Annotated in this window: 17 protein-coding genes; 9 read left to right on the top strand and 8 right to left on the bottom strand. The window is 60.8% G+C overall.

The genetic code is table 11. The features are described from left to right. Positions 1-150 precede the first annotated feature (150 nt). Positions 151-1,164, top strand: a complete 1,014-nt coding sequence (locus tag ACP2AU_RS07790) for a histone deacetylase family protein (protein WP_426375547.1) — start codon at positions 151-153, stop codon at positions 1,162-1,164. A gap of 68 nt (positions 1,165-1,232) precedes the next feature. Here ACP2AU_RS07790 and thiI read toward each other — a convergent pair whose 3' ends face one another. Beyond that, positions 1,233-2,687, bottom strand: a complete 1,455-nt coding sequence (gene thiI / locus ACP2AU_RS07785; protein ID WP_426375546.1) for a tRNA uracil 4-sulfurtransferase ThiI — start codon at positions 2,685-2,687, stop codon at positions 1,233-1,235. Positions 2,688-2,808: 121 nt separating this feature from the next. Here thiI and ppnN point away from each other — a divergent pair, with 121 nt between their 5' ends. Then, the gene (gene ppnN / locus ACP2AU_RS07780; protein WP_426375545.1) at positions 2,809-4,191 is read left to right on the top strand and encodes a nucleotide 5'-monophosphate nucleosidase PpnN; all 1,383 of its coding nucleotides are present in this window, start codon (positions 2,809-2,811) and stop codon (positions 4,189-4,191) included. A gap of 24 nt (positions 4,192-4,215) precedes the next feature. Here the strand turns inward: ppnN and ACP2AU_RS07775 are convergent, their stop codons facing one another. After that, entirely contained in the window at positions 4,216-4,554 is a 339-nt protein-coding gene (locus ACP2AU_RS07775; protein WP_426375544.1) for a c-type cytochrome, read from the bottom strand. Positions 4,555-4,780: 226 nt separating this feature from the next. Between ACP2AU_RS07775 and ACP2AU_RS07770 the strand changes: the two genes are divergently transcribed. Continuing rightward, positions 4,781-5,890 carry an enoyl-CoA hydratase/isomerase family protein gene (locus tag ACP2AU_RS07770; protein ID WP_426375543.1) on the top strand — a complete coding sequence of 370 codons (1,110 nt, stop codon included), beginning with the start codon at positions 4,781-4,783 and terminating at the stop codon, positions 5,888-5,890. A 1-nt stretch (position 5,891) separates the two neighbouring features. Here ACP2AU_RS07770 and ACP2AU_RS07765 read toward each other — a convergent pair whose 3' ends face one another. From ACP2AU_RS07765 to ACP2AU_RS07755, 3 genes are all read right to left on the bottom strand, one after another. Beyond that, on the bottom strand, positions 5,892-6,434 hold the full coding sequence (locus ACP2AU_RS07765) for an ankyrin repeat domain-containing protein (RefSeq protein WP_426375542.1): 543 nt from the start codon (positions 6,432-6,434) through the stop codon (positions 5,892-5,894). A gap of 114 nt (positions 6,435-6,548) precedes the next feature. Next, the gene (locus ACP2AU_RS07760) at positions 6,549-8,693 is read right to left on the bottom strand and encodes a tRNA(Met) cytidine acetyltransferase TmcA (protein WP_426375541.1); all 2,145 of its coding nucleotides are present in this window, start codon (positions 8,691-8,693) and stop codon (positions 6,549-6,551) included. Next, entirely contained in the window at positions 8,694-9,071 is a 378-nt protein-coding gene (locus ACP2AU_RS07755; protein ID WP_426375540.1) for a DUF2237 family protein, read from the bottom strand. Between the two features lie 54 nt (positions 9,072-9,125). On the opposite strand from ACP2AU_RS07755, the gene ACP2AU_RS07750 reads away from it, so the two are divergent. Both ACP2AU_RS07750 and ACP2AU_RS07745 read left to right on the top strand, forming a co-directional pair. Next, entirely contained in the window at positions 9,126-11,450 is a 2,325-nt protein-coding gene (locus tag ACP2AU_RS07750) for an ATP-dependent helicase (protein WP_426375608.1), read from the top strand. 170 nt (positions 11,451-11,620) lie between these two features. Further along, entirely contained in the window at positions 11,621-12,826 is a 1,206-nt protein-coding gene (locus ACP2AU_RS07745) for an OmpA family protein (RefSeq protein ID WP_426375539.1), read from the top strand. 65 nt (positions 12,827-12,891) lie between these two features. Here ACP2AU_RS07745 and ACP2AU_RS07740 read toward each other — a convergent pair whose 3' ends face one another. Beyond that, entirely contained in the window at positions 12,892-14,136 is a 1,245-nt protein-coding gene (locus ACP2AU_RS07740) for a methyltransferase (RefSeq protein ID WP_426375538.1), read from the bottom strand. Here ACP2AU_RS07740 and ACP2AU_RS07735 point away from each other — a divergent pair. Beyond that, positions 14,135-14,815, top strand: a complete 681-nt coding sequence (locus ACP2AU_RS07735) for a tRNA/rRNA methyltransferase (protein ID WP_426375537.1) — start codon at positions 14,135-14,137, stop codon at positions 14,813-14,815. The two genes, ACP2AU_RS07740 and ACP2AU_RS07735, sit on opposite strands and share 2 nt — an antisense overlap. A gap of 2 nt (positions 14,816-14,817) precedes the next feature. Here the strand turns inward: ACP2AU_RS07735 and ACP2AU_RS07730 are convergent, their stop codons facing one another. Then, positions 14,818-16,089 carry a D-amino acid dehydrogenase gene (locus ACP2AU_RS07730; protein ID WP_426375536.1) on the bottom strand — a complete coding sequence of 424 codons (1,272 nt, stop codon included), beginning with the start codon at positions 16,087-16,089 and terminating at the stop codon, positions 14,818-14,820. A gap of 10 nt (positions 16,090-16,099) precedes the next feature. Next, positions 16,100-16,930, bottom strand: coding sequence for a polyphosphate kinase 2 family protein (locus ACP2AU_RS07725; protein ID WP_426375535.1), 831 nt, complete (start codon positions 16,928-16,930; stop codon positions 16,100-16,102). Positions 16,931-17,049: 119 nt separating this feature from the next. Between ACP2AU_RS07725 and ACP2AU_RS07720 the strand changes: the two genes are divergently transcribed. The 3 genes from ACP2AU_RS07720 to ACP2AU_RS07710 all read left to right on the top strand — a co-directional run bounded on the left by ACP2AU_RS07720 (position 17,050) and on the right by ACP2AU_RS07710 (position 20,490). Continuing rightward, positions 17,050-17,859 carry a TatD family hydrolase gene (locus ACP2AU_RS07720; RefSeq protein ID WP_426375533.1) on the top strand — a complete coding sequence of 270 codons (810 nt, stop codon included), beginning with the start codon at positions 17,050-17,052 and terminating at the stop codon, positions 17,857-17,859. Beyond that, positions 17,856-19,064 (top strand): HD-GYP domain-containing protein, encoded by a 1,209-nt coding sequence (locus ACP2AU_RS07715; RefSeq protein ID WP_426375532.1) that lies wholly within the window; start codon positions 17,856-17,858, stop codon positions 19,062-19,064. The genes ACP2AU_RS07720 and ACP2AU_RS07715 overlap by 4 nt, the downstream gene beginning before the upstream one ends. 124 nt (positions 19,065-19,188) lie before the next feature. Further along, positions 19,189-20,490, top strand: coding sequence for an IS1380 family transposase (locus ACP2AU_RS07710; protein ID WP_426375531.1), 1,302 nt, complete (start codon positions 19,189-19,191; stop codon positions 20,488-20,490). The last annotated feature ends 9 nt before the right edge of the window (positions 20,491-20,499 follow it).

Genomic DNA, 20,499 nt, shown 5'->3' with positions numbered 1-20,499 from the left:
TCAAGCGTGCCTTTCATAGTGGATCCTGAGTGCCGGCCTGTAAAGTCGGAGACTTTTCCCCCGCGTGTTTTTTGACCCGAGCCTTTATCTGCCTATACTCGGAGAAGAGTTTTTACAGGCTCTCCCTGATACGCCCGAGGAGACGGATTCATGAAAGCATTTTTTCATCCGACGCAGGACCTGCACATTCCGAAAACCTATTTCACCCGGGGCCAGATGCGCCAGCCCCAGGAGGTGCCTGATCGCACCGGCCAGATGCTCGAAGGCCTGAAAGCCATGGGCATCCCGGTACTGCAGCCCGCCGACCAGGGCGCCGGCCCGATCTCCAAGGTGCACGACCTGGGTTACCTGCGATTCCTCGAATCCGCCCACCGGCGCTGGATGGAAATGGAAGACTGGGGCGATGAGGTGATGTCGAACATTTTCGTACGTTCCCCCAACGCCATGCGGGGCATCCTGGCGGAAGCCGCCTGTTACCTGGCAGACGGCAGCTGCCCCATTGGTGAGAATACCTGGAAAGCGGCCTACTGGTCGGCTCAGACCGCTCTGGGTGCCGCCGACGCGCTGATCGCCGGAGAGCGCAACGCCTACGCCGTGTGCAGGCCACCGGGCCATCACGCCCGCAAGGACGCCGCCGGTGGATTCTGCTACCTCAACAACGCCGCCATCGCCGCCGAGCACCTGAAGAGCCGGTTCCCGCGAACGGTGATCCTGGACACCGACATGCACCATGGCCAGGGCATTCAGGAGATCTTCTACGATCGCAGCGACGTGCTGTACATCTCCATCCACGGCGACCCCACCAACTTCTATCCGGTGGTCAGCGGCTTCGAGGACGAACGTGGGGAAGGCGAAGGCTATGGCTACAACATCAACCTGCCCATGCCCCACGGCTCCAGCGAAGGCGACTTCTTTGCCAAGGTGGAAGAGGCCCTGGCCGCCATCCGGCTATACCAGCCCGACGTGTTGATCCTGACCCTGGGCTTCGATATCTATAAAAACGATCCGCAGGCCAAGGTATCGGTCACCTCCGAAGGATTCTGCCGGCTGAGCACCCATATTCGTCAGCTTGGATTACCCACACTGGTGGTGCAGGAAGGCGGGTATGACCTGGACACCCTCAATGAGAACGTCCAGCAGTTTTTCAAGGGACTGGAGGGCTGATTAGCGTCCCGTCTGGCTCTTCGGCTTTTCAGAAGCTCAGTAGATTAAGGAATTTGCCAGACGGGACACTAGCCCACCGGCGCATACACCTTGATATTGCCATGCCCCTCGGCCTTCAGATGGCCGGCGTGCATACGGCTCATGGTGCCCCGGTCGCAATACAGCAGGTACTGGCGACTGCCCGGCAGCTCCGCCACCTGCTGATTGAGTTCATAGAACGGGATCTTGAGCACATCGTTATTGGTCAGGGCCAGCGGTGAGCGCTCTTCCTCGGACGGATGCCGAACGTCGATAATCACGTCGTCTACGGCGGGGGTCTGGATCAGCTCGACCTCTTCCGGCGTCTGAATACCATCCAGCAGTTCGCTCACCATGGCGTCGGTGCGGTTGGCTATGGCCTCGGCCAGGGCGGCCGGGTCCATGTTCGCTTCGTCCTCTTCCACCCGGTGCAGTTTGGCCCGGGTAACCGGCTTGCTGGAAATCACGCCGCAGTATTCGGGCATATTGCGGGCAAAGGGCTCGGTGCCGATCTCATGGGCAATGCGGATAATCTCCTGCTTGTCCATGGCAATCAGCGGGCGCAGCACCACCTCATCGCTGGCGCGGTCCACCACGTTCAGGTTGGTGAGCGTCTGGCTCGACACCTGAGCGACCGCATCGCCCATCACCAACCCTGCCGCATTGTAATACCGGCCGATTTCAGCCGCGGCCTTGAGCATCATCCGTTTGAGCACCACGCCCCAGTGGCGGTGGTTTATCGAGCGCATGATCTCGGCCACCACACCTTCAAACGGCACGGAAATGAACCGTACATTGTGGGACGAACCATAACGGTCCCACAGATAGTGAGCCACCTGGCGCACACCCACTTCATGGGCAGTACCACCCAGATTGAAGAACAGGTAGTGGCTGCGAATGCCACGGCGCATCATCAGATACGCCGCTACCGACGAATCGTACCCACCGGAGATCAGCGTCATCACCGTTTCTACCGTGCCAAGCGGATAGCCGCCGAGGCCTTCATGGCGGCGATGAGCAATGTGGAAGCTGTCGTCCTGGACTTCTATCCGGACTTCATGATCCGGCGTTTTCAGATCCACGCCTTTGGCGTCTGACGCGGACAGCAGTGCTGCGCCAACGGCACGCTCCAGATCGATGGAACGGAAATCGTGATCGCCATGCCGGCGGACCCGCACCGCGAAGGTTTTCCCGGCCAGACGATCGGCCCAGGCTGCTACGGCTTTCTGACAGACGTCCTCAATATCAACAAACGGAAAATGTCCGATCTCCTGAATCGTGGAAATACCGGAAATACGCACCAACTCGTCGATGACGGGGCCGTTCAGGCTGCGCCCTTCCGGCACGCTCACATCCACCCGGTCCCAACGGCCGTCCACCCGGATCTCGGGGTCCAGCCGGGCCAGCAGTTTTCGGATATTCTGCCGCAACTGGCGCATTTGTTGACGGCGAACGGGCTTACTTTTGATGGCTACTTCCGGGGCAGGACGAATCAGCAATTTCATATAGAGGGCTTTGATCGGAATAATGTCGAGTGGCGTAAACGCATGAAAGGACTTAGTGTACCCTTTTGCTGTATCTCCATAAAATCCGTCATTGCCGAAACCATCAGGAGCAACACCACCGATGACCGACACCACCATGAATGCCCTGGTTTCCCCCGAGGGCAGCCTTGAGATTTTGTCCAACCACGAGGTGAACCGGCTCAAGGACAAGAGCGAAGGTGGTTTGTATCGCCTGTTCCGGCAGTGTGCGCTGGCGGTGCTGAACACCGGCGTAGAAACCGACGACTGTAAAGAGCTGATGGAAATCCACGCCGACTTCGACGTGCGGCTGGTGCCCCAGCCCCGGGGCCTGAAGCTGGAACTGGTGAATGCCCCGGGCCACGCCTTTGTCGATGGCGAGATGCTCCGGGCCATTCGCGAGCACTTGTTTTCCGTGCTCAGGGATATTGTGTACAGCCACTCCCTGCCCGGCGGTATCGCAGGCTTTCGCAAGGACAACCCGGAGGATCTGACTAACCAGGTGTTCCATATTTTGCGCAATGCCCGGGTGCTGCAGGCTGGCCGTCAGCCGGACCTGGTAGTGTGCTGGGGCGGCCACTCCATCAGCCACGATGAATACCAATACAGCAAGGATGTTGGCCATCAGCTGGGGCTTCGCGGCCTGAGCATCTGCACTGGCTGTGGGCCGGGGGCCATGAAAGGCCCGATGAAAGGCGCCACCATCGGTCACGCCAAGCAACGGGTGAAGAACGGCCGCTACATCGGCATCACCGAGCCGGGCATCATCGGTGCCGAAGCTCCCAACCCGATTGTCAATGAACTGGTGATCATGCCGGACATCGAAAAGCGCCTGGAGGCGTTCGTGCGCTGCGGCCATGGCGTGATCGTGTTCCCGGGCGGTGTCGGGACCGCCGAGGAAATCCTGTATCTGCTGGGCATTCTGCTGCACCCGGACAACGCGGACCTCCCCTTCCCGGTGGTGTTCACCGGGCGGCAGGAGAATGCAGAATATTTTGAAATGATTGATCGCTTTATCCGCAATGCCCTTGGCGACGACGCGGCCAGCAAATACGAAATCATCATTGATGATCCGGTGCGAGTGGCCCAGACCATGCGACAGGGCATGAAAGATGTGGAAACCTTCCGCCGGGCCATGCAGGACGCTTACTACTTCAACTGGATGCTGAAAATCGACCCGGTGTTCCAACTACCCTTCGAGCCGAACCACGACAATATGCGTGCGTTGGAATTGCATCGTGATCAACCGGTTCATCTGATCGCAGCGAATCTGAGAAAGGCGTTCAGCGGCATTGTTGCCGGCAACGTCAAAGAGGGGGGCATTCGGCAGGTGCAGGAGAAAGGGCCGTTTGAAATTGCGGGGGATCCAACCCTGATCAAACCACTGGAAGCCATGCTGGAGCAGTTTGTCGAGCAGAACCGGATGAAGTTGCCGGGCTCTTCGGCCTACCGCCCCAGCTATCGCATCGTCAGTGGTGCGGCCTGAGCCGCATCACTGACATTCGCGCTGTTACTTGCCGCCGTCAGCCGGCAGGCTGGCGTAGAAAGCCGCCAGGTTAGCGATATCGGCGTCGCTCAGGCCAGTGGCCTGGCCCTGCATTACCGCAGACTGACCACCTTTGCGCTGGCCGGCTTTATAGGCTTTCAGGGCAGATACCAGGTACTGCTCTTTCTGGCCTGCCAGATTCGGGTAGATGGGCACCTGGGAGATACCGTTCTGGCCGTGACAGGCCGCACAGACTGCTGCCTTGGCCTTGCCCGCTGCGGCATCGCCTGCGGCCATGGAAGTGACCGGTACCATCGCACTGGCGGCAAACAGACCCGCTACTGCAAAATGCTTCAGATTCATTGTGTTCACCCTCTCATCGTTTTAACGTTCACGTTCCGGGATACAACCGGTCAGTAACTCAGTTGTAACTTATAGCACACCTGCACGGGAGCTCAAATGCGATAGATCAAGGACTTTCGTGCGACGTTCGTCCTCTTTTGTTATTTATCAACCTGAACGACAGTACGAACCAGCAGAACAACCCGATTGATTCAAATCCATCATCGAATTACCGGAGACTCAAACCATGCCAGTTGCGGTACAGGAGCTGCCCTGCCGGGAAGGGCACATCGGATTACTGACCCTGGACGAACCGGGCACCCTGAACGCCCTGACCGAAGGCATGGTCAGCCAGGCACAACAGGCGCTGGCGCAATGGGCGGAAGATTCACGCATTTGCCTGGTGGTGCTGCAAGGGGCCGGCGACCGGGCGTTCTGCGCCGGGGGTAACATCCGGGCACTGTACCCGGATCTTACCGGTAAAGGAGACCCGGAGGCACCATCCCGCTTCTTTGCCGCGGAATACCGGCTGGACTATACCCTGCACCGGTTCCCCAAGCCGGTGGTGGGCATCGCCGGTGGTATTGTTATGGGCGGCGGCCTTGGGCTTCTGGCGGCTTGCCGTTACCGGCTGATTCACCCGGACGTTACCCTCGCCATGCCGGAGATCAGCATTGGCCTGTTCCCCGATGTCGGCGCCAGCTGGTTTCTGAACCGCCTGCCCGGGCGGCTGGGGCTGTTCATGGGCCTGACCGGCGCACGCCTGAACGTGTCCGACGCGCTCCGCGTTGGCCTGGCCGATATGGTGATCGAAAACGCTCAACGCACCAACCTGCTTGCACGCCTGCAAGAGGAGCGCTGGAGTGGTGAAAAGGCCGCTGACGACAATCGCCTGTTCCGGCTGCTTGGCCAGTTCGAAGCTCTGGATTATCGTGCGCTGGAACGCGGCCACCTGGAACAGCACGAGCAGACCATCGCACGCCTGAGTGTCGGAGACGAGCTCCCCGTGATTGTCGAGCAGCTACTGAATGCACAAAGCCCGGATGCCTGGTGGCAGGATTGTATCAGCACCCTCCGAAATGGCTGTCCGGTGACCGCCTGGCTGGTGTGGCACCAGATACAGAAAGGCCAGCAGATGTCGCTGAAAGATGTTTTCCGCATGGAGCTGGCCATGGCTCAGGAGTGCACACGCAGGCCCGATCTGGCCGAAGGCATCCGGGCACTGCTGGTTGACAAGGATCGATCCCCCCGCTGGTCTTACCCATCGGTGGCCGATGTGCCGGAGGAGGTGATTGAGCGGCATTTTCCGCCTGTCTGGGATGACAACAGCGACCCCATGGCCCTCGACTCGGTCTAACTCAGCGCGCTGCGCCGGCCTGTACCAGCAGCATTTCCAGGTCCCGGTTATTGCCGGCGCGGGCCAGATCCAGGGCGGTTTTGCCATCGGCACGGCGGTAGTGCACATCCGCGCCAGCGGCCAACAGCATTTCCGCGGTCAGCAAATCACCACTGGCCACCACTTTCATCAGCAGCGACTCGCCGCCCTGGCTGACATTCACGTTGGCACCTGCCGCCAGCAACACCCGAACCACGGCCAGGTGGCCCTGCTCTGCCGCCTGGAAAACCGCCGTATAACCTTCGCCATTACGGGCATTCACCTCGGCCCCGGCCGCGAGCAGCAGCCGGACAATGCGCCGATTGCCATTCGCGGCCGCCACCATCAGCGGTGATTGCCGTGAATCGGCCTGAGGGTCCGGGCTGACACCTTGCGAGAGCAGTTCCAGCACGGTCCGGTCTTCATTGGCCTGCACCGCCGTCAGCAAATCCGCCCGGGTAGCGCCTGCTTCATTGGCTTCCGGACCGGAGCCGGTGGTGCCGCACCCGGCCAACCATGCCAGCATCAAAAAAACGGCCCCGTGGAAATACCTGCTCGCGTCCGTGCCCATGTCGGAAATCTCTTGTTGGTGTTTCGCTGTTATTCTGATCAGCCGGCCACCGGAAATAAATCGAACCGTTCACAACTCGGCCGCGTTGTTGAGAAGTTCTCCTGCCAGTGATCGCAGCCGCTGTTCGGCGTCTTTCTGTCCCAGGCAATAGCCTTCGTTGCGCAATTGCGCCCAGGACCACCCCTGCAACACGGCCCGGCACCAGAGCCCGGCATCGGCATGGCGTTTTAAATAACGCGCGACACCCTGGCTGGCAGAGAGCGCCAGAAGCACCGGACGAGCAAGCTCATACCCACGGAAACCAAAGGCAAAACCGGCCAGGTCCAGCCGATCGTCTTCGTCCAGCGTCGCCGTGGCCGGCAGGGCCTCATTGATCGCCAGCAAAAGATCGGGCTGCAAACGCTTCCAGTGTCCGGGAATCAGCCAGTGCCAGTGTTTTGCGAAGCGGCGGCTGAGCTTTTCCTGCAGCTCTTGGCCCGGGCCAGATGTCCCGAGCAGCATCTGCAAAGGGAACTCGCCGGTGGAGGCCTCCTGGCGCAGCCCCACCCGGACAACCCGCAAACCACAGCGCTGCCAGAACGAGAGAAGGCCGGGTTCGCCACCAAAACTGGTGCCCACCGCGTCCTTCCCTGTTTGCACGCAATCCTCGATGGCAGCCTGCACCAACCTCCGCCCGACCCCCAGCCCCCGGGCCGACTCGGTCACTGCAATTCGCACCACCCTCAACGTATTCAGGGTAGCGGCGGCCGGAACCCCGCCATGATTGGCCAGCGACTGAGCCAGCAAATGCCCCCGCAAACGCCGTTTACCGGCAGCTACCTCGTCCGCCAGCGCCACCGGCAGCCCTCCCTCGGCCGAAGCCCAGAGCACGCCAATGGTGGTCCCGCGCACCGTTGCCCGCCAGGTTATGGCGCTGGGGTCATCCAGCCACTGCCGCAAATCCGCAGGTGTGGTGCGATAGTGGGCATTCACCAGCAGGCCAAAGGCTTCGGCCAGGATTTGCTCACTGGCCTGCGCAGGCTGCCAGCGCTCAACGCGCACATCGCCTTCAACAAACGAGCCCGGCTCCGGGGCATCCGCTGATAACAGGAACAGGCGGCCAATCAGCCGCTCAAGCGGATCATTCTCAGCCCAGCGCACCGGTTCCCGGACACTGACGGCGCGCCAATGCGGTGTTTCCCGGTCGAGCACCTGCCGGAACCGCAGAGCAAACCCCCGGCCAGTGCCTTCATAGCCGTGGACCGTACTGGCAAACACCACTCTCGGCCAACCCAGAAGAATGGCCTTGAGCCACGGGGCCGGCAGGGCTGCAGCTTCATCCACCATCACCACTTCTGCCTCAGGGCGCTGTGTCAGCAATTCCTGCGGCCCCAGAAAGCGCAGTTCCTGCCCGTCGGCGGTGGTAAGGCAAGTAGAAGTTTGCGAGGCCAGTGCGCCGGCAAGTTCAAGCCCGGCGTGGTGAAAAACCGCGGCGATATTGTCGGCGGAGGGCGCCGTGACCAGCACCCGTTGCCGGCCGGCAGCCAACAACCTGGCGGCGGCCATGCCCAGCGCCGCGGACTTGCCCCGGCCCCGATCCGCGGTGATCACCAACGGTCGCCGGCGCCGCCCCTGCCCAAGGCGGACAATCTCGCCGATCAGCCCCTGCTGCTCCTGGGTTGTGCCCGTCTGAAACTGCCGCGCTGCCCCGGCCGGCCAGGCAAACTCGGGAGGGCGGTTATCCCCCGCGCAGACCCGAACCACGGAGTCATCGTCGCCGACCAGAACCGCCAGGCGGGCCAAGAAGGCATGATGTCCGCCCTGATCCAGGCCGGTTCTGGCGTAATCCGGGTCAGCAAAGCCCGGCCATTGCGCCAGCGGTGGCATCAACCAGATCAACACCCCTCCGGCCCGCAAGGTGCCGGAGAGTGCGGCAAACGCATCCGGCGGGGTACCGGCCCAGCCGTCCCAGACCAGAATCGACAGCTCCTGCCCCAGAAAACGCGGGTAGTGTTTCGCCGACACCGGCGTCAGGGCAGTTTCACACGCGTCGGCCTCATGCCCGACCCAGAGCCCGTCGCCAGGGGGCAATTGACGCAGCAGTTGCCCGGCATGGCGCAAAGCGGCGCTTTGCTCGCCCTCAATCACAACCAGGCGGCGATGCCCGTGATCCGCAAGCGCCGTAACGAAGTTCTGCCAGGGGACACCGGTATCATCTGGTGGCTGCGTGTCCATTCAGCTGAGGTCAGCCGCCAGCGCTTTCAGATCCTCCAGGCGACAGGCCTCAAGCGCCTTCTGGTGGGTCGCCCGCAGCTTCACCCGCGGCGCACAGTCTGCCTCGAACGCTTCCTGCCAGCGCCCGGCACACAGGCACCAGCTGTCACCCGGGCGCAACCCCGGGAAGCCGAACTCCGGCCGGGGGGTCGACAGGTCGTTGCCGCGGCTTTTCGAAAAGGCCAGAAACGCCTCGGTGACCAGCGCACAGACCGTGTGGCTGCCCAGATCATCGGGGCCGGTGTTGCAGCAGCCATCGCGGTAGAACCCCGTTTCAGGGTCGGTGCCACAGGTCTCCAGCGGTTCACCCAGGACATTCACTGATTCAGATTTCTGCATAACAAAACGCTTCCTGTCAGGACTCGGGTTGGCAACATCTTCATGGCTGCAATTATGCGGCAGCGCTATCCGCACTGCCAGTTGACCAGTACAATAGCCGCCATGCCGAGCCAAACCCAAGCCCCTGTTTCCTTGACCCTGCCGGATTACCTGACCGACGAGCAACGAGCCATCATCACCGCAGGCTATGAGCATTCGGTGATCACCGCTGTGGCCGGTAGCGGTAAAACCTCGACCCTCGCCTGGCGCATTCGCTACCTGCTGGCCCAGGGCCACGACCCGGACAGGATGCTGGTGCTGATGTTCAATCGCAGCGCGAAAGTGGATTTCGAACGCAAGCTGCAATCGGTGTGTGCCCACAGCGGCCTGGCGTTGCCGGAAATCCGCACCTACCACTCCATGGGCCTTCGGCTGTACCGACGGTTTGTCAAAGAAGGTTACCTGCCCGGCTTCTCCGAAAAGATCCTGACCGAGCAGGAAATCGGCTATCAGGCCTGGCTGCTCACCCGCCGACTGGCACCGGAGGAACTGGCCGACGACGTTCGCCGCAACAAGAAAGAGTTTGTAGAAACCGCGACGGGCTTTATTGATCGGGTGAAAACCGGCCTGTCACCGGCAGAGATCGTATTCGAGGAGCTGGGCTATTCCGACAAGCACCGCTATCTGATCGACCTGTTCCATTCGTTCGAACAGTGGCGTAAAAGCCAGAGCCGCATCAGCTATGCCGATATGCTCTACGAGCCGGTCATGGCGATCCATCAGAATCCGCCGCTGCAGCGCCTGGTTGGCAACAAAATGGACCTGATTCTGGTGGACGAATATCAGGACACCAACGAGATCCAGCATCTGCTGCTACGCTACGTGGCCGGCGACCGCGCCCGCGTCACCGTGGTCGGCGACCCGGACCAGACCATCTACGAATTCCGGGGCGCACGGCCGGAATTCATCCTGCGCAAGTTCAGCGACGAGTTTGAAAGCCCGCTGGAACAAACTCTCAGTTATACCTTCCGTTACGGCCACCGGGTGGCCCTGCTGGCCAATCATCTGATCTGCCACAACACCGGCCGCCGGGATGTGATGTGTCATTCCCACCCCGGAACGCCCGCCACCGAGGTGCATCTGCACCAGGCAGAAAACGATGGCAGCCAGGTGCTGGCAATCCTGCAGGGCCTGGCGCCGGAACAGCGCAGCCAGAGCGCCATTCTGTTCCGGGTCTGGAGCCAGAGTGTGCCGATTGAACTGAAACTGCTGGCGAGCCAGATTCCCTACCGCATCGACGCCGGCAAAGGCGCACTGTTCAGCCGGGAAATACAGGCGGTCCAGTCCCTGCTGCTGGTGGCCACCCGGCGGCTCGAGACACTGGCAGAAACCGACCGGTTGGGTATTGCCCGCCAATTGCTGAGATTCCCCCACGTCGGCCTGAAAGAGCCAGAACTGGAAAACCTCGCACAGTTTCTCGCGGCCTTCGACACAGACTGGCACGAGCGGCTGCTGAGCCTGGATTTCGATGCCCTGCCCCCCATGGCCGCCCGGAAACTGAAAAAGCTCGGGGAAATCCTCAAGCAGATTGACCGCTATCGTGGCCCGGTTGCCGGCCTGATCACACTCTACGCCGAGCACACCGATCTTTACGAAGGCATCCGCAGCCTGGCACTGACTCACGACAGTGCGGAAGAACGCATTGATACCATTCAGGGCTTCCGGGACTACCTGAAGGGTCTGGAGGTGACCGCCGATGGCGCCCTGGACCACCTGACAACCCTGAAACAACAAGCCTCGGAACAGCGGGAAGACGGCGTGCTGTTGTCGACCATTCACCGCACCAAGGGGCTGGAGTGGCCGGTGGTGATCATCCCCGGCCTGCAAGAGAAGTACCTGCCCTATAGCCCACGCCCACAGGACAACGCCCGCGCTCTGCTGGAGAGCGAACGCCGGCTGCTTTACGTCGGCATGACCCGCGCCCGCCAAAGCCTGCACCTGATTACCCGGCCCGCGCCCGCCAGCCCGCATCTGGCCGGGGACCAGGGCCCGAGCCGATTCATTACAGAACTGTGCTTCGGATTATCCGAGGAACTGGGCAGCCTGATAGAAACACCGGCAAACACTGCCGATCAGCCGTTAACACTGGACAACCCTTTGACGCCGGTCAGCCTGCGCTACGCCGACCGGGAAGGCATCCGGCTGCAGAGTGAGGCAACGGTTCAGACAGGGATAACGGAACCGGTTTGGCACCACCCCCGTCTTGTTCATGCCATTTTCGGAACCGGCGATGTGGTTTCAGAAGACGAGAGCTCCTTCGAAGTGCGCTTCGGTAACGGCGACCGGCTGAATTTCAGTAAAAAAAGCGCGCATCTGTACTTCACGCCGGACGCTGGCTGATCTGTTATTCGCCGACACCGCGTACCAGTGAAGACTGCGCGGGCCTGAAGGCGAATTTTGCATTTTCCGCAGGACTGGCCTAAATTTTCACTAACGTAGTGTTTTTCTGGCGTTTATCCTGCATTATCGGGAACAGCCCCAGACCATAATAATCAAACAGGAGGTTCTGCATGAAGCTCATGCGCCCGGTCGCTCTGGCCGCCCTGGCAACATCCCTTGCCGCCCCCGCCCTGGCTGAACGCCAGGAAACCATTTACATCAACCCGTTTGCCGGCTTCCAGCTGTTTGACGACAAGCGGGACCTGAGCGAAACCGGTACTTTCGGTGTCGGCGTTGAATATCGCTTTCGCCCCCACTGGTCTGTAGAGGCCGTATACTCCCGCGCTGATGCCGATCGCAAATACGTGGCCGGCGACTCTGAATTCGAAGAAATCCGCGTCGACGGCACCTATTACTTTGCGGGCCCGGAGGCCGCCTGGAACCCTTATGTGTCTCTGGGTGCCGGCCATGCCGACTTCGGCCTGGGTGATACCGTTTCCTACCGGACCGCCGGTACCGATCACGACGAAACCCGGGTGAACGTTGGCACCGGTTTCCGTTACAACGTCAGCGACAGCATTTCCATTCGTGGCGACCTGCGGGAATTTCACGGCATTGACGAGAGCACGTTCGACACCATGGTGTCGCTCGGGCTGAGCTGGGCCTTCACCCGCACGATTGCCGATCCCGCCCCGAAAATGCCGGCTGACGCAGACAAAGATGGCGTGCCGGATACCCGTGACCAGTGCCCGGGCACACCGGCCGGTGCCAGCGTCGACAGCCGCGGCTGTGAGCTCGACAGTGACAACGATGGCGTAGCCGACAGCCGCGACCAGTGCCCCAACACTCCGGCCGGGGCCGAGGTGAACAGCCGGGGCTGTGAACTCGACAGCGACAATGACGGTGTGGTCAACAGCCAGGATCAGTGCCCGAATACCACCGCAGGTGCTGACGTCGACCGCATGGGTTGTGAAGGCGTAACTGAAACCGTTGAAACCATCGAGCTGCAGGTGAAATTCACCACCAACAGTTCGGTGATCAGCAACACCTACGATTCGGAAATCCGGCGCGTCGCGGACTTCATGGCGGAGTATCCGGACACGACGGTGGAGATTGCCGGCCATACCGACAGCGCGGGTGACGCGGACTATAACCAGTTCCTGTCCCAGCGCCGTGCAGAAGCCGTGGCCTCGCGCCTGACCGGCCCTCTGGGTGTCGACCCGGAGCGGGTCAGTGCCGTGGGTTACGGTGAGGCCGAACCCGTCGCCAGTAATGCCACTGCGGCGGGTCGTGCCGATAACCGTCGGGTGGAAGCGCGCATTCAGGTTCGCCGGTAAGGCCTCCTCAATGCCCTGACAAGGCGCCTTCGGGCGCCTTGTTTTTTCCGCCATGGCCAGGCCGTTCAGCACCCTTCGCGCACTGCATCCAGCATGAGATTTCTCGGCGTTAGTTGCCGGCCACAGAAGGTGCCCAATCGCACCCGGTACCCCTGCTCTTCCAGAAACACCGCGTAATCCAATACCAGCCAAAGCTCCAGCGGGCGCCGGAACAGATGGCGCAGCAGTTCATGCCGGCGTACCTGGCGATAACGTTCCTCCCCCCGCGCCTGCCAGGCCTGCCAGTCCAGCCCCGACGGTAACGCCAGCCCTTTCTTGCCGGCGGCCCAGCGGGCGAAATCCTCAAAGCAGCCGTTGTTCAGTCGAGCAGGGTGGGACGGCACGGGCAGGTACCCCTGGTTACCGGTCAGTGCCCGTTGCAGGGTATCGAATGCCAGCCGCCAGATACTGACCCTCTGGGTTTGCGCTCTCACCCGTTCCGGTGCGGTCACCGTCTCCTGAACCGCCAGCCTCAGGTCGTTGCGATGAACCACCAATGCCGGCCCGTGATCCAGGGTTGCTCGGGCCAACAAGGTGTAGCGGTCATCTGCGGTCAGGTGGTAACAGCACGGCGACAGGCTCAGCCTGGGCAATCGGGATTGCGCTCCTGCCTTCATCAGCCGGCGGTGCAGGTCGCCACAGGCGTGCAGTGCCACACCATGGTGCTGCGGCGGTAACTCGAGGCCATCAACCATGACATCCTGGGGCATCAGATGGACCGGGTCACCGTAGTGGCTCGCCAGTCGGTTGCCGTCCGCCACCAGCTCGCCGTTCCACTCAAACCCTGTTACCTGCTCCGCGCCCTGTCCAACCAGCGTCCGGCCCAGATGCCCTTTACCGCAGCACCAGTCCAGCACCGGATACCGCAAAGGCACAACGGCGGCGGCAAACGCGCCGGCCTGCAGGCGTTTCCGGCCGGGCATATCCACGGCTGCCACTTCCGCCAGTGCGGCCTTTTGCCCCCCGCCATCGGCCGCCAGGCGAGGCATCTCAAGCAGGCTCTGGTAACGCGCCAGCGCCGGCACATGGGCGGCCAATACCGACGATAACTCCGGCAACCGCTCCTCCCAGGCCTGGCATTCCTCCTCGGTGAGCGCCTCCAGCCAACGCGCCAGCTCCGGGTGGGTTTGGCACCAGGCGGGCTCAGGCTCCATAAACGGGATCGGGCGCCAGAGTGGCTCCAGTTCCCGCAGCCAGTCGTTCAACGCCTGCCAGCGCGGGTAAAAACAACCCGAGGCTTGGTGTAAACTCGCCGCCGGAGGTAATGTCATGAAACTGGCCTTTGTACTGGTTGAACCGAAAGTTCCGGAAAATGTCGGCGCGGCCGCTCGCGCTTTATGCACCATGGGGTTTACCGAGCTGTGGCTGGTCAATTCCGACCTGCATACCCGGCCCGAAGCCCACTGGCTGGCCCATGGCAGTGACCACATTCTGGATAATGCGCGCATTTTCCCCGATCTGGCCGCGGTTAGAAACTCCGCGGATTTGCTGATGGGTACCTCCGCCAAGCCCCGCCATCACCGACAGGACTGGCACGAACCCGGAGCACTGCGCTCGGTACTGGCGAACAAGGGAGGTTCGGTGGCCACGGCGGCGCTGGTCTTTGGTCGCGAGGATCGGGGCCTGGCCAATCACGAGCTGGCGCTGTGCGACCTGCTCACCGGCTTTCCCATGGCGGTCAGCTACCCTTCGCTGAATTTGTCCCAGGCGGTCATGCTCTACGCCTGGGAGCTGTCTGGCCTGGCCAGCCAGCGCCACGCTGCACCAGAGCCAGCCTCCGAAGACACCCTCAGCGCGTTACGCCAGCGTCTGGAAAAACTGCTGCCGGCGCTGGAGGTTCCGGCAGACAGCAAGCTGTCACAATGGGCGTTCCAGCGTTTGCCCCTGCTGTCAGAACGGGACATCGGCTTCGTTCATACCCTGTGTGGCAATATCGAACGTAAACTCTGACTCTACTCCTGAAACCGCCCGGGGCGGAACGCATCCAGGCAGACGGCCGGTTCTTCACCGTCAATGACCTGGGCGATTACTGATGCACTGCCCGCCGACAGGGTCCAGCCGAAGGTACCGTGGCCGGTATTCAGGAACAGGTTCCGGCGCGGGCCGCGACCAATGATGGCCGGCCCATCCGGGGTCATGGGGCGGAAACCGGTCCAGGTTTCCGCCGCCTCAAGATCCGCGCAGCCGGGAAAGCGCGAACGCACGGATTTCTTGATGGTGGCGATGCGCGCCTCGGGAATGTCGCGATTAAAGTCCGCCAGCTCAACAAAACCCGTGGCCCGGAGACGGTTGCCCAATCGGGTCGACACTACTTTCAGGTTATCGTCGTGGATCGTGCTGGCCGGGGCCTTGTCCGGATCACTCAGCGGCACCGTCAGGCTGTAGCCCTTGATGGGGTAGATCGGAAGCTCCAGCCCCAGGGGCCGAACCAGCTGCGGTGACCAGCAGCCGGCGCAAACCACCACCGCATCCGCTTCCAGGGTGGCCAGCTCACCGCTGTGGGTTCGATACTCGACCCCGTTCACCTTTTCATCATCAAACAACAGCCGCTCCACCTCGACACCATAGTGGAACGTTGCTCCTTGCTGTTCGCACACTTTCGCCAGCTCCCGGGAGAACAGGTGGCAGTCGCCGGTGCCGTCGGTGTCGTAACGGATTGCGCCGTAAAGCGGCCCGTCTCCGGTCATGCCCGGCTCTGTGGCTCGCACCTGCTCGGGCGTGAGCAGCTGCGAGGCGATGCCCAGTTCATTCAGCAGCCGGTGAATCTCGCGATAGTCGTCCATGGCCTCCGGGCTGCTGGCCAGGTGCAGCAACCCTTGGTGATCGCCATCAAACGCCAGATTATGTTCCTGCTCCAACGCCAGAAAACGCTCGCGACTGTGAATTCCCAGGCGCAACATGGCCCGCCTGTTGAGACCAAACAGGCCCGGGCTCCAGGCGTAGCGCAGGGTGGCAAACATAAACCTGACGGCTTCCACCGAAGGCGGCACCCGCAGCTTGAGCGGGCCGTCAGTTTTGAACAGCCAGGGCAGTGCCTTGAACACCATGGCCGGATCGGCCCAGGGATAAACCACGCCGTAAGACCGCTGGGCCGCATTGCCTTTGCTGGTCTCATTACCGGCAAGGTCGTGTCGTTCCAGCAGGGTCACCTGGTGCCCCCGGCGAATCAGTTCCCTGGCGGTGGTCACCCCCACTACGCCACCCCCTACCACTGCGATGTGCATATTGCCTCCATTAGCTGACGCCATTCGCCGCCAGCAGCTGACGATAGTCTTCCAGTACATCCGGATGTTCAGCCGGGTAGTCCGGCGCAAGCTGTTTCAGCACCCCGGCCAGCAGCGCCGCCACAATCGCCCGGGCCTGGGGCTTGCGGTCGCCGGGCACCACCAGCCAAGGGGCTTCCTCGGTGTGAGTCCGGGCCAGGGCTTCCTCGGCGAAGGTCTGATAACGGGCGCGCTGCTTCCAGCCCTCGATGTCCGAGCGGTCAAATTTCCAGCGCTTCCTGGGCTTGTCCAGGCGTTTCAGCAAACGCTGCTTATGCTCATGCTCGGAAATATTCAGCCAGATTTTCAGCACATAGGTGCCTTCGCTCACCAGGTGGCGTTCAAAATGCCGTATGGCCTCGAACCGGGCCGGCCAGTGATAGCTGTCGGCATCACGCACGGGCCATACCCGCTCTCCGATCACCGCCTCATGATGGCTGCGATTAAAGGCGACCATCTGGCCATAGGCGGGAAGGTACGGTGTCACCCGCCAGAGAAAATCATGCGCCGCTTCCGATGCATTGGGTCGCCCGAACGACCAGGCATGAAAGCCGGCCGGGTCGGCGTAGGTGGCCAGGGTGCGAATCAGACTGTCCTTGCCACTGGTGTCCGGACCATGGATGACCACCAGCAGGGCCCGCTTCCGGTTCGCCCACAACCGCCGCTGGTACTCTCCGATCTCCTCCAGGCTGGCTTCCAGCGCAGGCAGCTTGTCTTCCCCCTCGTACAGGTAGGGATAGCCTTCAAGAGCCGGCTTGTCGGGATTCAGAAACCAGGAACGGGCAAACGCCGTATATTTCATCAAGGAAACTCCCTATCGCCGCGATGCAGGTCAGTAATCGTACAACGTGATAAGCTTACGTGATCCGCTTCTCAGAATAGCATCCATACACCGACCCTGATGGAGTCTAGTACCCCGGCATGAGCAAGAAACGTCGTGAGATTCCCGTATTCGATCACCCGATCATCGAGACCCACTGCCACCTGGACTACCTGAAAGACCGGCCACTGGCCGATACTCTGGAGCAAAGCCAGCGGGTTAACATCGAAAAGGTGATCACCATCGCGGTGTCGCCAGAGAACCTGGCGGCAGTGCGCGAGCTGGCGGGTTCGGCCGACTGGGTGTTTGGCACCCAGGGCATTCATCCCCATGAAGCCGAAACCTACACCGATGCAGTGGAAGCGGAAATCCGACAATATGCCAACCACGATAAAATCGTAGCGGTAGGCGAGATCGGATTGGATTATTTCTACGACAATGCCGATCGCGCCGTTCAAAGGGACGTCTTTCGCCGGCAACTGCAGATCGCCTGCGACACCGACCGGCCAGTGGTGATTCACAGCCGCGACGCCGACGACGATACCATCGCCATTCTGAAAGAATTCGAGCATTCCCTTGAGCGCCGCGGGGTTATTCACAGCTTCACCTCGGGCCCCGGGCTGGCGCAATATGCCATTGATCAGGACTGGTGCCTGGGTTTTAACGGCATCACCACTTTCAACAAGGCGGAGAACGTGCGCGACATTGTGCGCATGACGCCAATTGAACAGATCCTGCTGGAAACCGACGCCCCGTTTCTCACACCGGTGCCTTATCGGGGGCGGGAAAATGCACCGTTTTACCTGCCCTTTGTGGCCGAGAACATCGCCAAGGTTAAAGACCTGCCCCTGAGCCAGGTTTTGAGCCAGACTTACCAAAACAGCCTGCGGACGTTTTTCCCACAGCGATGATCAAGCGCATTCCCATCTCTGCCCTGAAGGTCGGTATGTACATTACCGACCTCAACAACGACTGGATTCCTCACAACAGCCAGCGCAAGCGAGGGCTGATCAAACGCGAGGAGACCATTGAGAAAATCCGCAAACTGGGTGTGCAGTATATTTACATCGACGCCAGCAAAGGCGCAGATTCCCAGGATTCGGAACCCGCCATCGAAGTGGATCAGCGTAACGAGGCCGCACTGCAGGACTCCGGCGCACTGCGGCCCGGCCTTACGGTAACCGTGCCTCTGGCCGAAGAGATTGTTATTGCACAGCAGGTTCACCGCCAGGCCCAGGGTCTGGTGGGCAATTTCATGAACGACATCAAGATTGGCGGTGCCATCGATATTGCGCCGATTCACCAACTGGCCGACGAACTGCAAAACTCCGTATTTCGCAACGCCAACGCCCTGAGTTGCCTGGGCCGTATCCGGGAAAAGGATAACTACCTGCTGGAACACTCGGTGAACCTGAGTGTGCTGATGTCCCTGTTCGGCAACTACCGCAAACTGGCACCCGACATCCTTCACCAAACCATTGTCGGTGCCCTGCTGCACGATCTGGGCAAGATTCTGACACCGGACGAAATTCTTCATAAACCCGGCCGGCTGAGCCCGGAAGAGTTCGAAGTGATGAAGCTGCACGCCCGCCATTCCCGGGATATTCTGGCCAGCACCGAGGGCATCGGAGAAATCACGGTGATCACCGCGGCGCAGCATCACGAGAAACTGGATGGCAGCGGCTACCCGGAAGGCCTGAAAGGCGATGAGATCACCGAATACGGGCGTATGGTGGCCATTACCGATGTTTACGACGCCATTACCGCCGACCGGGTATACCACAAAGGCATGACGCCGACCCAGGGCCTGAAAAAACTGCTGGAGTGGTCCGGAGACCATCTGGACCCGGTATTGGTAAAGCAGTTTATCCGTTGTGTCGGCCTGTATCCGATCGGCTCGATGGTGCTGCTGGAAAGTGGCCGCCTGGGCGTGGTGGTTGAAACCAACGACGCCGACCAGCGCTTGCCCGTGGTGCGGGTGATGTATCATACCCGTTTCCGGCTGCCCATTGCGGTGGAAACCATTGATCTGGCCCGGCCCGGCAATCAGGACCGGATTGTTCGGGCCGTTGACCCGGAAGACTACAAGCTGGATGTGCGGAAGTTTCTGATCTGAGACCCCGCGCCTTTCCGGCACTCTGCTAGCCCGAATTTCTCATGCGGCATAAAAAGAAGCGGCTGAAAGTGCTATAGTTTCAGGACCTTACACCATCACCAAAGCACCAACAGCCGCTTCCAAAATGGTACCTGAAAAACTGACCTTCTCGCCACTCGTTCGCCGTAAAATTGAAGCCGATTTCTCCGGTGGTCATATCACCTCCGATGCCGGGTTGCTCCTGCTTCGGGAAGTCGACAAACAACACCGCCTGACTCAGCGTCTGGCCTCGGTGCTTAACGATTCACGGAATCCAATGCTGGTGCGGCACAAGCTGGAAACCATGACTCGGCAACGAGTCTTCGGCGTGGCGGCAGGATACGAAGACCTGAACGATCATGAGGCGCTGCGTTTTGATCAGGCCCTGCAAACCGCGGTTGGTAAAGAGAGCGATTTAGCCGGTAAATCCACGCTGTGCCGGATGGAACAGCAAGTAGACAGACACTCGGTGGTCAAGGCCCACGAATTGCTATGGCAGCATTTTATCGAACAGCACGAGACACCGCCGAAGGAAATCGTGCTGGATTTTGACGGTACCAATATCCCCGTTCATGGCGACCAGCCCGGCAAGTTCTTTAGCGCTTATTACGACCACCACTGTTACTTTCCGCTGTACGTGTTCTGCGGCCGTCACCTGCTGGTGAGCTACCTGCGCACCAGCAACCGCAGTGACAGCCGACACAGCTGGGCCATTCTGGCTCTGCTGGTGAAGTTTATCCGGCAATATTGGCCCGATACACGCATCGTGTTCCGGGGTGACAGTGGCTTCTATCGGCCTCGTCTATTGAGCTGGTGCGACCGGAATAATGTGGATTACCTGGTCGGCATCAGCAAAAACAGCCGGTTGATTAAAGACGTGGAGGCGCCATCACAACTGGTCCGTGACACGCACCAGAAAGTCGGTAAAAAAGTCTCCGCCACTTATCGGTTCCGGTACCAGGCGCATTCCTGGAAGTTCCCTCGCTGGGTGGTGGCCCGCCTGGAAGAAGGCGAGCTTGGCTCCAATCCTCGCTTTGTCATCAGCTCCCGCTATGACGACGGTTTTAAGCTCTATTACGAACAGTACTGCGCCCGAGGCGATATGGAAAACCGGATCAAGGATCAGCAGCTGTATCTGTTCGCGGATCGAACGTCGAGCGTTCAGTGGTGGACCAATCAATGGCGGCTGATCCTGTCCGGCTTCGCTTACACCTTGTTCGAGCGGTTACGAGCGCACCTGAAAAAGACGCCGTTCGAGCGGATGAGCGCCAACAACCTGCGGCTGAAGCTGATCAAGGTTGGCGCGGTCATCATCCGCAATACCCGCCGAATCCGGGTGCTGATGAGTGATAGCTACCCCTACAAAGACGAACTCACGGATCTGGTACGCCGCCTGGTTCCGGGGTAGATGCCCGGG

This window comes from Marinobacter sp. VGCF2001 (genome assembly GCF_049943275.1).
Lineage (GTDB): Bacteria > Pseudomonadota > Gammaproteobacteria > Pseudomonadales > Oleiphilaceae > Marinobacter.
The sequence above is the reverse complement of the archived record's forward strand: the minus strand, read 5'-3'. Positions and strand labels throughout refer to the sequence as shown.